This is a genomic window from Spirillospora sp. NPDC049652 (genome assembly GCF_040675125.1).
In the GTDB taxonomy this organism is placed as follows: Bacteria; Actinomycetota; Actinomycetes; order Streptosporangiales; family Streptosporangiaceae; genus Spirillospora.
The window spans coordinates 1-14,686 of sequence record NZ_JBFAOF010000013.1; the positions used below are offsets into that span (position 1 = coordinate 1).

Below are 14,686 nucleotides of genomic sequence, written 5' to 3' on the forward strand. Positions count from 1 at the left end.
CCGCCGGCTCCCGGTCGTCCAAGGAGCGCAAGGCCGCGGTCGAGCTGCCCGCCGAGGCCGCTCCGGTCTTCGAGCGGCTGCGGGCCTGGCGCGCCGCGACCGCCAAGGAGCAGGGCGTCCCGGCCTACGTGATCTTCCACGACGCGACGCTGCGCGAGATCGCCACCGCCGATCCCGGCTCCCTCGCCGAGCTCAGCGCCATCAGCGGCGTCGGCGAGAACAAGCTCGCCAAGTTCGGCGACCAGGTCCTGGAGGTCCTCGCCGACAAGGAGTAGTCAGCCTGCCGGCCGGCGTCCGGGTGGTCGGCGGGGTCAGTCGGTGGCGTCGGCGGGGGTGGCGGCGGTCGCGGCGTACTCGTCGAGTTCGGCCAGGTAGGTGTCCTTGGTGGCGCGCGGCAGCCAGGCGATCTCGAAGGCGTTGCGCTCGAACTGGAGCACCTCGTCGCGGCCCAGCTCCAGCTTCCGCTGGACGGCCTGGAGGTTCTCGGTGACGTAGGCGAGGAAGTAGGCCGGGTCGTCGGAGTTGATGGTGACCTTGAGGCCGAGATCGAGCATCCGGCGGATCTCGGCGGCCTTCATGTCGGACGTCACGAAGCCGTTCGACACCGGGCAGACCGTGAGGCCGAGCCCCCGCCGGGCGATCTCCTCGGTGAGCCACTCGTCCTCAAGGGCGTTGGAGCCGTGGTCGATGCGGTCGACGCCGAGGACGTCCAGGCACTGCCGGATGTGCTCGTGCGTGTCCGCCTGGTCGATGTCGCAGTGCGCGGTGAGCAGGTAGCCCTCCCGGCGCGCCCGCGCGAACACCTTCTCGAACTTCACCGGCGGGTTGTCGCGCTCGTCGGAGTCCAGGCCGACGCCCACGATCCACTCCCGGTACGGCAGCGACTCCATGAGGGTCGCCATCGCGTACTCGGCGGAGAAGTCGCGCAGGAAGCACATGATCAGCTGGGCCCGGACACCGTGCAGCCGCTCCGCGTCCATGATCGCCCGGCGCAGCCCGCGGATCACGAGGTCGAACGGGACGCCGCGCGAGGTGTGCGCCTGCGGGTCGAAGAAGATCTCGGCGTACCGGACGTTCTGCGCCGCGGCCTTGGTGAGGTAGGCGGTGGCGAGGTCGTAGAAGTCCTGCTCGGTCAGCAGGACGTTCATGCTCTCGTAGTAGCCGACCAGGAAGGACGTGAGGCTGTCGAAGTTGTAGGCGTTGCGGGCCTCCTCCACCGTCCGGTAGGGCATCCGCACGTTGTTGCGCTCGGCGAGCCGCATCTTCAGCTCGGGTTCGAGGGTGCCCTCGATGTGCAGGTGCAGCTCGCACTTGGGCATGCCGGCGATGAACGCGTCCAAGGCCATCCTCCTCCGGGTTCGTCCCGTCCGTCCGAGAGTAACCCGGCAGGTCACGGCCGCTAGGGAGCGGCCCCGGGACGCCCTCCCCTCCTGGCCTGCGGGGGATTTTTCCGGACATTCTCAGGTTTCTCTCAGGTCTCTCCGGGCCGAACTCCCAGCCCGGCCGGGTTGAGTGGCTGCCATGAGAGCCAACAAGAAGACGATGGCGGCCGGTGTCGCCGCCGCCGGTCTGCTCGGTGTTGGGCTGTACGCGGCGGTTCCGGCCTTCGCGGCCAACCCGTCCCCCTCTCCGTCCGCCCACCCGTCCGCGTCCGGGAAGGGCCACGACGGGAAGGGCCACGACGGCGGCCGGTGGCGGCACGGCGGCAAGGGCGGGATGCGCGGCCACGGCGGCTTCGGCGGCGGGATGCGCGGCGTCCACGGCGAGGCGACCGTCAAGGCCAAGGGCAACACGTTCAAGCTGGTCGGCTGGCAGCGCGGGCAGGTCACCGGCAAGACCGGCACGACCCTGACCGTGAAGAGCGCGGACGGCGTGAGCTGGACGTGGACGGTCGACGGCAAGACGCGGATCATGAAGGCCCGCGCCAAGTCCGACCTGAACGCCGTGGCGAACGGCGACCAGGTCGTCGTGTTCGGCGAGCGGACCGGGAACACCCGGACCGCCACCGCGGTCCGCGACCCGCAGAAGAAGGCCAACTGAGCCGGCGTCCGTGCCGGTCCCGTCCCGCGCGCCGTCCCCTTGGCGGGGGCGGCGCGCGGGACGGCCGCGCAGTACCGTCGAGGCGGACGCTGCGGGTGACGTGCGGAGGCCGATGAACCGTGCGGAGGCCGATGAACGAGGTGCGCCGGGTCCTCGTCGTGGACGACGAGGCGAACATCCGGGATCTGATCGACACCGCGCTGACCTTCCACGGGTTCGCGGTGACGACGGCGGACGACGGGGAGGACGCGCTGCGCGCCGCCCGCGACCTGCGGCCCGACCTCGTCCTGCTCGACGTGATGCTCCCCGGCATGGACGGGTTCGAGGTGTGCCGGCGGCTGCGCGCGGCCGGCGACCAGGTGCCCGTCATCTTCCTGACCGCCCGCGACACCCCGTCCGACACCGTCACCGGCCTCACCCTCGGCGGCGACGACTACGTGACCAAGCCGTTCTCCATCGACGCGCTGGTGGCGCGGGTCCGGGCGGTGCTGCGCCGGACGGCCCCCGCCGACACACGGGAGGACGACGTGCTGCGCGTCGCCGACCTCGAACTGTCGGAGTCGCATTGGACGGTCCGCCGGGCGGGAGCGGACATCGACCTGTCCCCGACCGAGTTCCGGCTGCTGGCATGCCTGATGCGCAACGAGGGCCGGGTGCTGACCCGCGCCCAGCTGCTCGAGTCGGTCTGGGGCTGGGACGGGAACCCGCAGGTCGTCGAGACCTACATCAGCTACCTGCGGCGCAAGCTCGACCCGCTCGGGCCGCCGCTGATCCACACCCGCCGGGGCGTCGGCTACACCCTGCGCGCGTGACCCCGCGTCCCGGTCCCCCGGCGTCGCCGTCGCGTTCGGCGGCTCCTGGTTCGGAGGGACGGCCACGACCGGCCGCGTCCATCGCCGGAGGCGGCGGATGAGCCTGAACGCGCGGCTGCTGACCGGCCTGCTCGCGGTGACCTGCGCCGGGCTCCTGCTGATGGGCCTGGTCAGCGCCCTCGTGGTGCACAACTACCTGATGCACCGGGTGGACGGCCAGCTCGCCGCGACGCGCGACCGGGCGGTGACACGGCTCAAGCCGGGCCTGCCGGACGACGGCATGGCCCCGGCGCGCTTCCTGGTGATCAGCGTCGCGCCGTCCGGACGGATGAGGGTGCTCAGCGGCGACGACCCCGACCCGGGCGCCGCCGAGGACGAACTCCAGCGGATCGGCCGGGCCGAGCTGGCTCGACGCGCCGCCGACCGCAAGCCGTTCTCCCTGCCCGGGATGCGGGCGGTCGCGCGGGTCCGGGCACCGCGCGGCGAGGTCGCGAGCCTCCCGCCGCGCGCCGTCCGCCCCGACGACGTCGTGGTGGTCGCCGCGCCGCTGGCGGAGATCCGCGCGGCGACGCTCAGCCTGGTCGTCACCGAGCTCGCGACGACGGCGCTGCTGCTGGTGGTGCTCGCCCTCGTCGGCCGCTCGCTGATCCGCCGCGGGCTGCTCCCGCTGCACCAGATGGCGACGACCGCGCAGGTCATCGCCCGCGGCGGCACCCTGGACGCGCGGATGCCCGGAGCCGACCGGCGCACCGAGACCGGCCGCCTCGCCGGGGCGATCAACGTCATGCTCGGCCGGATCGAGCAGGCGTTCGCGGCCCGCGCGCGGTCCGAGGCGCGGGTCCGCGAGTTCGCGGCGGACGCGTCGCACGAGCTGCGGACCCCGCTGACCACGATCCAGGGCTACGCCGAGCTGTACCGGCAGGGCGCGCTCGGCCCGGACCGGCTGCCCGACGCGATGCGGCGCATCGAGGAGGAGGCCCGCCGGATGAGCGACCTGGTCAGTGACCTGCTCGAACTCGCCCGCCTGGACCGCGAGGCGTCCCTTGAACCCGTCCCGGTGGACCTGCCGGCGCTCGCCCGGGACGCCGTCGCCGACGCGCGGGCCGCCGATCCGGACCGTCCGGTGCGGCTGACCGCGCCGGACGGCCTGGTCGCGACCGTGGACGAGGCACGCGTCCGGCAGGTCCTCGCGAACCTGCTGGCGAACGTCCGCGCGCATACGCCGCCGGGCACCCCGGCGACCGTCCGGCTCGAAGCCCCGCCGCGCGGCGGGACGATCGTGCTGGAGGTCGCGGACGAAGGTCCCGGCATGTCGCCGCAGGAGGCCGCGCGCGCGTTCGAACGCTTCCACAGCGGCGGCACGTCGGGCGCGGGCCTGGGCCTCCCCATCGTCGCCGCGATCGCCGCGGCCCACGGCGGCCGCGCCGAACTCTTCTCGGCCCCGGGCACCGGGACGACCGTCCGAGTGACTCTCCCCGCAACTCAACCGGGTGCCGCGGACGGTGACGCCGCAGGCCCGCCAGCGTCCTAGGCGGTCAGCCGGTCATCGTTGACGGTGGTGTCGCCGGTCAGTCGGTGTCGTAGACGGTGACGGGGACGCCGCGTCCGATCAGGTGCCGTTCGATCAGCGGCTCGACTTCCGACCAGCGTCCGCCCGCGAGGCCGCAGCCGATGCGCGGCATGTGCACGGACGCGTCGAGCTCGACGGTGCGCGCCCCGACGCGGTCCAGGCACGTGGCGAGCGCGTCGTACCGGATCGGCACGCCCTTGCTCCCGCGCTTGATCCCCCGCTGCGCGACCATGTTCGCGACGTGGACATACGGCTCGACCTGGACGAACTGCACCGCACCGAGCCCGAAGTCGTTCGTCGCGCGGTTCCGGTGCCACTCGCGGTAGGCGCGTTCGGGCGCCTCCCAGTGGCGGGACACCGCGAGAACGAACCCCTTCCCCCACCCGCCGAGATCGTTGCAGACGTGCGCGATCACCTTCACACCCTTGGCCTGCGGGGACGTCGCGTCCCCCCGCACGTACCGGATCTCGCCCACGGACGGAACGATAGACGCGAACACTGACATCTCGCCCGGCAGACCGGGTGGCAGGCCGGGGGCAGGCCGGGGCGGCCGGCCTGGGCAGGCCGGGCGGCAGTGGCTTCACACCGGACGTGGGGCGATCCGCGGCGACGGCGCTTCCACGAGACGCGGCACGGCGGGCAGGCAGCCCGCGCCGTCGATCAGCGCGGGCGGACGCACCGGATGCACCGCCACCCTCCGGACGTCCACCTGCCGACGACTCGCCCTCAGATCTGTGACGTCCACGCCGGCGAGCCGGTCGCCCGCGACGCGGAACGTCCCGTCCGCATCGAAGAAGGCCGCCGACACCTTGCGCACGCCGAGCCGTCCGAGCCGCTTGACGGTTCCGGAACGCGGACTGATCCGCACCAGGTCACCGTGCGCGTTGTCCACGCCGAAGAGGACGCCGTCGCTTGGCCGGGCCGCGAAGTCGCCCAGTCTCACCGCGCTGTCCACCTCGAACGACCGGACGACCCGCGCCTTCGACCTCACGTTCACGACCAGCACCGTGCTGCGTCCGCGCACGTAGAACAGGCCGTCACGCGAGAACGCACCGGCCGTGTAAGTGTCCTGGGGCAACGGGACGGAGTCCTTGACGCTCCCGTCGCGCGGGACGATCGTCTGGAGGCTGGGCGGCCCGCCGTCCGCCGCCCTGTTCCGCACGCCGTACAGGAGCCCGTCACGCGGGTTGTAGCCGAGGGCGTCCAGGTCAGGCGCGGGAGCGATCGTCTTGACGGTCCCCTTCACCAGATTCAGCCGTCCGAGGACACGTTGCCCGCGCCCGTCGCCGGTGCGCGGTTGGGCGATCACGTAGGCGACCCCGTCGCAGTGCGGACGCGACACAGCCGCCGCCTCCGCCCCCGGCGCGAGGACGCCGAGAACGGCGCATCCGGACGTCCACCGCATCAGACGCGCGAGCCGGGACCTGGGCCGGAGCCCGCGAACCGATGCCTTCACCACGGCGTCCCCCACGATGCCGCCGGGCGGGGCACAAGGCTCCCACCAGGAACAACGACCGGCAGCGACCGACGAGGCCGCTCCGGGGACAGTGGTTCCCGATCATGAAAGCGGCCGAACCCAAGCCCCGGTCAAGGCGCCCGTCCGGCCCCGTCCGGCCGCGCGCCCAGCCTCGGAGGCGACCGCCGTGCCTCCGTCAGCGGCGCCTGCTCAGCATCACCAACGCGAAAACGAGCCCGCCGACGAACAGAAGACCGAGACCGAAAATGAAAAGCAGAATGATGATCTCGATAATTCCGAGCCCCGCCACGAAAATCTCCTCAAATCAGCCTGAAAACGAGATCCTACAACCTCCGTCCCGCCCGCTTCACCGCCGGAAACCCCTAGGTCAGCCGCAGTCACCTCACCCGGCTCACAGTCACCCACCGGCCGAATTAACACCGCCCCACGACCCCCTGCACGCGGCCCGGCTAATCCCGATCCGCCGTTCAACGGCCAGGGAATGACCGACGAAGTGACGTCCTCGCCAAGCCGGGCCCCGAGACCGGAGAGCGGAGACCGGCGGCGCCCGCCACCCCGCTTCCCCTCTCTCCAAGCTCTCCATCAAGTGATTGACGGGGAAGGGGAGAGGGTCCTAGTTTGACCCCATGAGCGGCGACTCCGCACGTGAGCGGATCATCGAGGTCGCGACCGGGCTCTTCGCGGAGCTCGGCTACGACGGGACCTCCACGCGGCTGATCGCGGAGGCGACCGGGCTGAACATCGCCACGGTCGCCTACCACGTCGGCAACAAGCGCGACCTGTACCTGGCGGTCATGGAACGGGCGCACCAGAAGGAGCGCGCCGCGCTGGAAGAGGTGACGGCCCGCCTCGCGCCGGACCTCGACAGCGTGCTGCGCCTCCTGGACCACTACATCGACTTCTGCGCGGCCAACCCCGAGATCCCCGCCCTGTGGGTGCACCGGTGGCAGTCGGACGCCGCGGACGTGGCGCACCTGGAGAACGCCTACGTCCAGCCCCTGATCGAGATGGTCGGCGAGGCCATCGGCAAGGTCGCCGGCGACGACATCGACCTCGAATACGTCGTGTGGAGCGTCATCTGGTGCACGCACGGCTTCGCGCGCGGCGGCGTCCTGCGCGACGACGGGCAGCGGCACCGGATGGACGACCCGAGCGCGCTGATCCGCTTCCGCGCCCACATGCGGCGCATGGTGACCATGACGCTCGGACTCTCCCCATGACCCCGGACCCGGTCCCGGCCCCCGCCGCCGCACTGTCGCGCCGCCGGCTGCTCGGCTACGGGATCGGCTCGGTCGGGACGGGCGTGTTCTCCGCCGTCCCCGGGCTGCTCCTCCTCTACTACCTGACCGACGTGATGGGCGTCGCGGCGGGCATCGCCGGCGCCGTCCTGGTCGTCCCGAAGGCGTGGGACGTCCTGCTCAACCCGATCGTCGGCGCCGCGAGCGACCGGGAGGCCGTGCGCACCGGACGCCGCACCCGGCTGCTGCTCGCCGGAGCGGTGACCCTGCCCGTGCTGTTCGCCGCCATGTTCGCCGCGCCGGTGGACGGTCCGGGCTTCGCCGCGATCTGGTCCGGCCTGGCGTTCCTGCTGGCCGCGAGCGCGTTCGCCTGCTTCCAGGTGCCGTACGTCGCGCTGCCCGCCGAGATCTCCGAGGTGCCCGCCGAGCGCGGCCGCGCGATGGCGTGGCGGATCGTCTGCCTCACGGTCGGCATCCTGCTGGCGGGCGGCGTCGCCCCCGCCCTGTCGGACGCCGCCGGCGGAGGACGCGGCGGACACGCTGTCATGGGCGTCGCCATCGGCCTCCTTATGGGCGCCGCGATGGTGGTCAGCGCCCTCGCCACCCGCTGGATCCCCGCGCGCCCCGGACCGCGTCCGCTCGGCCTCGCCGCCGCGCTGCGCGCCGCCCGCGGCAACCGGCCGTTCTTCGCCCTGCTCGGCGCGTTCGCCGCCCAGTCCCTCGCCATCGCGATCATGCTCGCCGGCGCGCCCTACGTCGCGGTGTACCGGCTGGACGACCACGGACTGACCTCGGTGATGTTCGTCTGCATGGTCGGGCCGAGCGCCGTGGCCGTCCCGCTCTGGCGCCGCCTGGCCGCCAGGTACGGCCACGTCGGCTGCTACGTGGCCGCGGTGGTCCTGTTCGCCGCGGCGGACGTCGCGCTGCTCCCCGCCGTCACCTCCGGATCCACCCCGTCCGTCCTCGCGCTGACCTCGCTGGTCGGCGTCTGCTACGCCGCCCTCCAACTCCTGCCGCTGTCCCTGCTGCCCGAGACCGTCCGCGCCGACGCCGGACGCACCGGGCAGGCGCAGCCGGGCGCCTTCACCGGCATCTGGACGGCCGCCGAGACCGGCGCGATGGCCCTCGGGCCCGGCGTGTTCGCGCTGATCCTCGCCGTGACGTCGTTCCACTCGTCCGACCTCGACACCCCCGTCCGGCAGCCGGACTCGGCCCTGACCGGGCTGACCGCCGGCTACACGCTCGTCCCGGCCGTCCTCCTCCTGCTGAGCGTCCCGATGCTGCTGGCCTACCGCGGGCTGGCCGCCGCCCACCGAACCACCGGAGAGCCGCAACCCCATGTCACCTGAAACCGCCCTCCCCGAGACCGGCCGCCCGGCCGCCGACGTCCTCGCCGAACTCGCGCGCCTGCGCGAAGGCGACCTCCCCGTCCGCGGCGGCCGCGTCACCGCCTACGTCTACGACACCGGACGCGACGCCGTGCACGACCTCGCCGCCACCGCGCACCGCGAACTGCTCGAAGTCAACTGCCTGGACCCGACCGCGTTCCCGAGCATCGTCGCGCTGGAGCGGTCCATCGTCGCGGCGGTCGCGACCCGGCTCGGCGGCACACCGGCCACCCCCGGCATCTTCACCAGCGGCGGCACCGAGTCGATCATGCTCGCCGTGAAGGCCGCCCGGGACGCCCGCCCGGTCGAGGGACGCCCGCAGATCATCCTCCCGGCCACCGCCCACCCCGCCTTCCGCAAGGCCGCGCACTACCTCGGCGTGGAGGTCGTGACCATTCCGGTCGACCCGGACACCTTCCGTGCCGACCCCACCGCCACCCGCGCCGCCCTCACCCCGCGCACCGTCCTCGTGGTCTGCTCCGCGCCGTCCTACCCGCACGGCGTCCTGGACCCGGTCGAGGAGTTCGCCGCCCTCGCCTCCGAGGCCGGCGTCCTCTGCCACGTGGACGCCTGCGTCGGCGGCTGGGTCCTCCCCTGGATCGAGGGCCGCGACGTCCCGCCCTACGACCTCTCCGTCCCGGGCGTCACGTCCCTCTCCTGCGACCTGCACAAATACGGCTACGCCCCGAAGGGAGCCTCGGTCGTCCTGTTCGCCGACGAGGCCCTCCGCCGCCACGCCTACTACGCCTCCGCCGAATGGCCCGGCTACACCGTGATCAACTCGACCGTCCAGAGCAGCCGCAGCGCCGGCCCGCTCGCCGCCGCCTGGGCCACCCTCCGCGCCCTCGGCGCGACCGGCTACCGCGAACTGACCGCCGCCGCGATGGCCGCCGCCGACCGCCTCCGCGCGGGCGTCGCCGAGGTCCCCGGCCTCCGCGTCCTCGGCGACCCGTCCGTCCCCCTCGTCGCCGTCACCTCCGACGACCCCGACCTGGACGTCTTCGTCCTGGCCGACGAGGCCCGCACCCGCGGCTGGTTCTTCCAGCCCCAGCTCACCTACCAGGGCCTCCCCGCCAACCTCCACTTCACCCTGACCGGCGTCACCGACGTCGAGGCCCTCCTCGAAGCCCTGGCCGACGCCACCAAGGCCGCCCGCGAAGCCGGCCCCCCGAACGTCCCGTCCGACCTGATCGAGGCCCTGGCCACCCTGGACCTGACCACGATCACCGACACCGACTTCGCCGCCCTCCTGACCTCAGTAGGCGTAGACCTGACGTCAGAAGCCACCCCCGAAATGGCCTTCGTCAACACCGTCCTGAACGCCCTCCCACCCACAACCCGAGAATCCCTCCTAATCCGCTTCCTCTCAGTCCTCTACTCCACCCCCCTCTAACCCGACGGGCCGTTGGCCACCCCCAGCAGCCAACGGCCCACCCAACCCCCGAAACAGCCTCAAGCAAGCCCCTCCTCTAACCGCCTCCCAGGCCGCTCACCCACCGAGGTACGTCGCACCCTCGGACCACGCCAGGCACGTGAGCCATGCGCCCCCGCGCGATGCCACATGGCCAGCCACCTCAACTCCCGCCCTCCGCGCACACAGCACCGGCCCAACACCTTTCCGTCTTGCTTCCGCCCTCCCGAAGTTCGGGAAAGACCAAGGTCGACGAGTCGGAGGGACTAGGCAGTCACGGCACCCGGGCACAGGGGATTCGCTCAATCTGGGCAGAGACGTCGCTGCACATGCTGTCTGAGCCCCTCAGACACAGGAATATGGCGATCACCCTGGACATGTACATGCACGTGCTGACCAGCGCGCTCTTCAGCGCTTCGAAGACCGTGGCTCCCCACCTGGCTCCCACGGAAAAGACAAAGGCCCTTTCCGATAACCGGAAAGGGCCTTTGAGTTGTGCGCACCCGAAGGGATTCGAACCCCTAACCTTCTGATCCGTAGCAAGGCCAACGGGATCCCACCCTGTCCACACCCGTCCGCCGACAGGCCCCACACTCCTCGCGGCATCCACCAACGTCCAGCCCGGTCCAGGCCCGCTGTTAGCGTCATCGTTAGCTGTCTTCCGCATGCCCAGCGCCCATCATCAGAGGGCAAGGGGACCCGGAGCGGAGGGCCGGCCACGGCCCGAGCACCGGAAGCCCCGCGGCAGCGAGAGCCCCCAACCACCCGCCAACCGGACCACACACGGCGAGCGTTACGAGCCTCAACACCGATAGCGCCCCGGCCCCGGACACTCCCGATGGCCTGGCCCAGGCAGTGATGGTCAAGGCTCAGAGGTTGAGGCATCTGTCAGCCTCCAGCGTCTTGTCTCGTCCAAGCCTCGTGCCAGGAAGTTCTTATTGCGAGTACCGCGGAGCAGCGAACGTTTCCTTGATCGACAAGCACTACGCCCGCGGCAGCGATGCCACATAAGTTGATCAGGGTGCCATCCAGGAACGTTCGATTACTTACCCAACGATCTACAGGTTCGCGGCGTTCTCTGCGACACTAGGTAGGTGACGAACTGGGAAGCACTTTCGGATCTCGATGCCGAGGTTCTTGTGAGGGACCTCCTCAGCGTTGAGTGGAAAGTACATGTTGAAACATTCCGAAAAGGCCCCGATCAAGGCATCGATCTACGAGTATTTGGGCCTTCCGAGCCGCCCTTGAATCTCAGTTCAGCCGATCGTGTCATCGGACAGGTAAAGCACTATCCAAACGCGTCCACATCACAACTAAAAGCAGCATTCAAAAAGGAAGCAGCTCGCAACATAAGAAACTCCTGCACTCGGTACATCGTCGTGACGACGGCCAAAATGTCCCCGGCAGGGAAGGAAGCTGTTGCCTCCGTATTCGATCCCCCATTGCATCCTCGCGACGTCTTCGGCCGAGAAGATCTAGAGGCACTACTTGCGCGCCATAAAGAAGTGGAGCGCCGTCATTATCGACTATGGCTAACCGACACAACAGCTCTGACCTCCGTACTCAATAATAGAGAGCTTGGCCTGAGGCGGCATGTGATCGACACTATCTCCAGAGAGGCCCCTCTATTGGTTCAAACTAGGCACTTTCGTGCCGCTAAACTAATAATGAACGAAGAGGGAAGTGTGATAATAGCCGGCCCTCCCGGGGTAGGCAAGACCAGCACGGCACACCTGTTGGCTGCTGATCTAATTAGCAAAGGATGGGAACTTATCGTAGCTAGTGACAAAATCGACGATGCCGAAAGGCTGCGAGACCATGATGTCAAACAAGTTGTCTTCTACGATGATTTTTTGGGAGCTTCACTTCGTACTGCATTTCTAGACGGCAAGAACGAGGATGCTCGACTACTGGCACTCCTGGAGTCAGCTTCCCGAGATCAAAACCTCAAGGTAATTCTGACCACCCGCGAGTACGTGCTTGCCGCAGCTCGACAGAGCCACCCACGCCTGCTACAGAGTCGATTTGATGTAAGTCGGCTACTGATTGACGCGACAGAGCTTGATGCATACGAGCGGGCTGAGATGACCTACCGTCGCATCTATCACTCGCCAAATAAATCTATTCTAGATCAGGCCATTTCGGCCAATGCTTGGCTCCCAGTAATCGGGCATCACGATTTCAATCCACGGCTAGTGCAACTGTACATGGAATCATGTGCCCGAATGCCACTTGCTGAGGTTGGAGCTCAGTCTGCACAGGAATTTATTGATGGTTTTGTCAATGCATTGGACGATCCATCTGAGCTTTGGCGAACCATCTATGACGATCATCTAACGGATGGCAAGCGGTATCTTCTTCAAACGTTGGTTACGATGCCATCATTCGCGGTGATAGAAGACCTTATTGAACTGACTGCTAGGTGGACTCGCGGCACTACATTCTCCCCCACAGAGGCGCAATGGCGAGCGGAAGTTCGCGTCCTGGATGGCGACTTCATTTCCACTTTCACTGACACTCGGGGGCACGCCTCAGCGGTATTCGCTAACGCGTCAATCTCCAGCTATGTCTCATTCCGTCTTGCAATGGATTCCGCGACAGTCATAAAGATCCTGAATCAGGCGGTCCTGTTTGAGCAGGTCGAGCGAATCTTTCGACTGATAGTCGGCCGACTACCACTTCCCCCCAGGGCGGTCACTTACTACTCCAACTTGGCAATCGGGGTAGACTACGAAAGGGAAGTTGTTGGCCATGTCCAGCTCACGCCAATAAATGAGCAGGAATATGTAGGACTTCAAGCCGCAATGCGGGAAGCTGTCGTTAGGACATGCAGCGTGGGCCACTACTCCCGCCACCCGTCCTTCGCCAACCTTCCCAACCGATGGACGATGACGAATGCATACACAGTCGATCGCATAGAGATAGCCTTGAGCATGCTCGAGGCATTCGGACTAGACAATGATGCCGACCTTGCCAATCTAATCGTGGCCGCGTGCGAGACTAACCTCCATTATTGTTGCGCCGAGAATCCTCTGCGACTCGTAGAAGCCCTCGCATCGCTTAAAAAAATCGCACCACCCGCCTGGGTGGATGCTATCGGTAGACTCATTGAATTGTCAGAGCCGCCACTCTTCCAGAAGCTTGTAGAGGGATGCGACTTTATAGCCGCCTTCAACTATCTTAATCTGACCGGGAGGTCCGAGGAGGCGATGTCGCTTGGCGATAAACTTCGCAATGCGATGAGGATTTACTCGCCACGTAGCCTTGGAGACGTTCGAACCATTTCTGATCTGCGGGCCATCGTCAGTGAATTTCGCGAAGCCGCCTCCCTGATCGGACGTGATCTACATGGCGATCTTTCAGATCTGGAGGCGCGACTTGAGGGCCATATGAGAGCGTATCAAGATCCTTCCCTTTCAGAGCTGCTCCAAGATTTCTCCATTTCAGAACCGGCGACATCTAGATGGGAGGCCGCTCCCAAGCAGATCGGTATCAGAGACCTATCTTGGGATGACCTTCTCGAAGCTGCGAGGCTCCTGGTTCCGAGGCTCTCGGAAGAGGCCATACCCCCGGACTGAACTTGGTGCTTGCGCAAGTTCTGATGCGGTGCCGGTTGGCCGGGGCGGGTCGGCCCGGAGAGGCCGCATGCCCGGCTCGGACCGACCGGCGGCGACCGCGTAGCGGGCGCCCTTGAAGACGTAGAGAAAGTTCTCATCCGGCTCGGACGTCACGGCTGTCACGCCGGTTAGGACGTGAGCTTGCGGAGGGCTGTGCGGGTTTGGTCGGCGAGGCTGACGGCTGCGCCGTGGCGGTTGTCGATCGTGGTCGTGACGCCCGGCGGCGGGTCGTCCTGGAGGGTGCTGGTGTATTCGTCCCAGTGGTTGAGCTTCCAGGTGTCGCGTGGGGCGTCGCGGGTTTCGATGTAGTCGTGCATGGTGTCGTTGTCGCTGTTGATCCAGATGGCGGCGACATCGACGCCTCTGGCCTTGCAGCGGTGAGTGAGGCGGTCGAGCCATCCGTGGGTGTGGAGTTCGGTGGCGAACGGGGCCGAGATGATCATTGAGACGTTCGCGTCGATGTTGGCGTAGGCGCTGTTCATCAGGCACCGGTACTCGTGCGGACGGATCTCGCGACGGTAGAGGTCGGTGTGGCGGTCGTGCGGGTCGCCTCCGAGGGAGATCAGCAGGCGTTCGGTCATGCGGCGGGTCATGCCGTCCTTATCCAGGACAGCCCAGCCGGTGAGGTCGGACAGGAAGCGGGCGAACTCGGTCTTGCCTGATCCGGCGTAGCCACCGACCAGGACCAGGAGAGGGGCCGCGGTGGCGGTGGTGACGCGGCGGGTGTGCAGGGCGCCGGCTATGCGGGCCTTTAGTGCTTCGGCCTGGGGAAAGAACGGCGACAGGTCGACCGGTGGGGTGGGGATCTTGCCTCGGGCGTGGGCGGCCTTGGCCTCGATGACCGAGAGCGGGACATCGCTGGCCCGGGCTATGTAGGGCAGCCAGTCATCGGGGATGCGCTCGCCTCGCTCCCACCGCGACACCTCGTTCCGGGTGAGGGTCGCCTTTCCGGAGAGCGAGCACAGTAGGTCGGCCTGCTGGCGCTGGCTGCGGTCGCCGCGGAGGCGTGCGAGGTACTGGCCGAAGTCTCGTTGGCGCTGCGTGGGCATCACGGACCTCCCGTGCTCCAAGTCTGGCCCCCGCCTGGCCCCCTGTCAGGCTCCTCCGCGGAAGTCGAGTGCGCGGAATGCTTC

General features: G+C 68.3%; 12 protein-coding genes. 8 read left to right on the top strand and 4 right to left on the bottom strand.

Features of this window, described 5'->3' with window-relative positions; translation table 11 throughout:
• The coding region (locus tag AB0J52_RS02135) for an HRDC domain-containing protein (RefSeq protein WP_500179705.1) at nucleotides 1–275 on the top strand (275 nt) is incomplete at its 5' end.
• Nucleotides 276–311: 36 nt separating this feature from the next.
• Here the strand turns inward: AB0J52_RS02135 and AB0J52_RS02140 are convergent.
• Nucleotides 312–1,340, bottom strand: a complete 1,029-nt coding sequence (locus tag AB0J52_RS02140) for an adenosine deaminase (protein WP_500179706.1) — start codon at nucleotides 1,338–1,340, stop codon at nucleotides 312–314.
• Nucleotides 1,341–1,521: 181 nt separating this feature from the next.
• Here AB0J52_RS02140 and AB0J52_RS02145 point away from each other — a divergent pair, with 181 nt between their 5' ends.
• From AB0J52_RS02145 to AB0J52_RS02155, 3 genes are all read left to right on the top strand, one after another.
• Nucleotides 1,522–2,040, top strand: coding sequence for a hypothetical protein (locus AB0J52_RS02145; RefSeq protein ID WP_500179707.1), 519 nt, complete (start codon nucleotides 1,522–1,524; stop codon nucleotides 2,038–2,040).
• Between the two features lie 131 nt (nucleotides 2,041–2,171).
• Nucleotides 2,172–2,852, top strand: coding sequence for a response regulator transcription factor (locus AB0J52_RS02150; protein ID WP_500179708.1), 681 nt, complete (start codon nucleotides 2,172–2,174; stop codon nucleotides 2,850–2,852).
• Between the two features lie 97 nt (nucleotides 2,853–2,949).
• On the top strand, nucleotides 2,950–4,383 hold the full coding sequence (locus AB0J52_RS02155) for a sensor histidine kinase (protein WP_500179709.1): 1,434 nt from the start codon (nucleotides 2,950–2,952) through the stop codon (nucleotides 4,381–4,383).
• Nucleotides 4,384–4,420: 37 nt separating this feature from the next.
• Here the strand turns inward: AB0J52_RS02155 and AB0J52_RS02160 are convergent, their stop codons facing one another.
• A complete protein-coding gene (locus AB0J52_RS02160) occupies nucleotides 4,421–4,897 on the bottom strand; it encodes a macro domain-containing protein (protein WP_500179710.1) in 477 nt (158 codons plus the stop codon).
• A gap of 105 nt (nucleotides 4,898–5,002) precedes the next feature.
• Nucleotides 5,003–5,764: a DUF6923 family protein gene (locus AB0J52_RS02165; protein ID WP_500179711.1), complete on the bottom strand. Its 762-nt coding sequence runs from the start codon at nucleotides 5,762–5,764 to the stop codon at nucleotides 5,003–5,005.
• Between the two features lie 761 nt (nucleotides 5,765–6,525).
• Here AB0J52_RS02165 and AB0J52_RS02170 point away from each other — a divergent pair.
• The 4 genes from AB0J52_RS02170 to AB0J52_RS02185 all read left to right on the top strand — a co-directional run bounded on the left by AB0J52_RS02170 (nucleotide 6,526) and on the right by AB0J52_RS02185 (nucleotide 13,514).
• Nucleotides 6,526–7,119, top strand: coding sequence for a TetR/AcrR family transcriptional regulator (locus tag AB0J52_RS02170; RefSeq protein WP_500179712.1), 594 nt, complete (start codon nucleotides 6,526–6,528; stop codon nucleotides 7,117–7,119).
• A complete protein-coding gene (locus AB0J52_RS02175) occupies nucleotides 7,116–8,486 on the top strand; it encodes an MFS transporter (RefSeq protein ID WP_500179713.1) in 1,371 nt (456 codons plus the stop codon). Before AB0J52_RS02170 ends, AB0J52_RS02175 begins: the two co-directional genes overlap by 4 nt.
• Nucleotides 8,476–9,918 (top strand): pyridoxal phosphate-dependent decarboxylase family protein, encoded by a 1,443-nt coding sequence (locus tag AB0J52_RS02180; protein WP_500179714.1) that lies wholly within the window; start codon nucleotides 8,476–8,478, stop codon nucleotides 9,916–9,918. The genes AB0J52_RS02175 and AB0J52_RS02180 overlap by 11 nt, the downstream gene beginning before the upstream one ends.
• 1,112 nt (nucleotides 9,919–11,030) lie before the next feature.
• Nucleotides 11,031–13,514, top strand: coding sequence for an nSTAND3 domain-containing NTPase (locus AB0J52_RS02185; protein ID WP_500179715.1), 2,484 nt, complete (start codon nucleotides 11,031–11,033; stop codon nucleotides 13,512–13,514).
• Nucleotides 13,515–13,681: 167 nt separating this feature from the next.
• On the opposite strand, the gene AB0J52_RS02190 is transcribed toward AB0J52_RS02185, so the two are convergent.
• Nucleotides 13,682–14,602 (bottom strand): AAA family ATPase, encoded by a 921-nt coding sequence (locus AB0J52_RS02190; RefSeq protein ID WP_500179716.1) that lies wholly within the window; start codon nucleotides 14,600–14,602, stop codon nucleotides 13,682–13,684.
• Between the last annotated feature and the right edge of the window lie 84 nt (nucleotides 14,603–14,686).

Coding starts and splice junctions, on each gene's coding strand:
- AB0J52_RS02180 (WP_500179714.1), top strand. CDS start 8,476: ATGTCACCTGAAACCGCCCTCCCCGAGACCGGCCGCCCGGCCGCCGAC.
- AB0J52_RS02155 (WP_500179709.1), top strand. CDS start 2,950: ATGAGCCTGAACGCGCGGCTGCTGACCGGCCTGCTCGCGGTGACCTGC.
- AB0J52_RS02190 (WP_500179716.1), bottom strand. CDS start 14,602: ATGCCCACGCAGCGCCAACGAGACTTCGGCCAGTACCTCGCACGCCTC.
- AB0J52_RS02150 (WP_500179708.1), top strand. CDS start 2,172: ATGAACGAGGTGCGCCGGGTCCTCGTCGTGGACGACGAGGCGAACATC.
- AB0J52_RS02175 (WP_500179713.1), top strand. CDS start 7,116: ATGACCCCGGACCCGGTCCCGGCCCCCGCCGCCGCACTGTCGCGCCGC.
- AB0J52_RS02145 (WP_500179707.1), top strand. CDS start 1,522: ATGAGAGCCAACAAGAAGACGATGGCGGCCGGTGTCGCCGCCGCCGGT.
- AB0J52_RS02170 (WP_500179712.1), top strand. CDS start 6,526: ATGAGCGGCGACTCCGCACGTGAGCGGATCATCGAGGTCGCGACCGGG.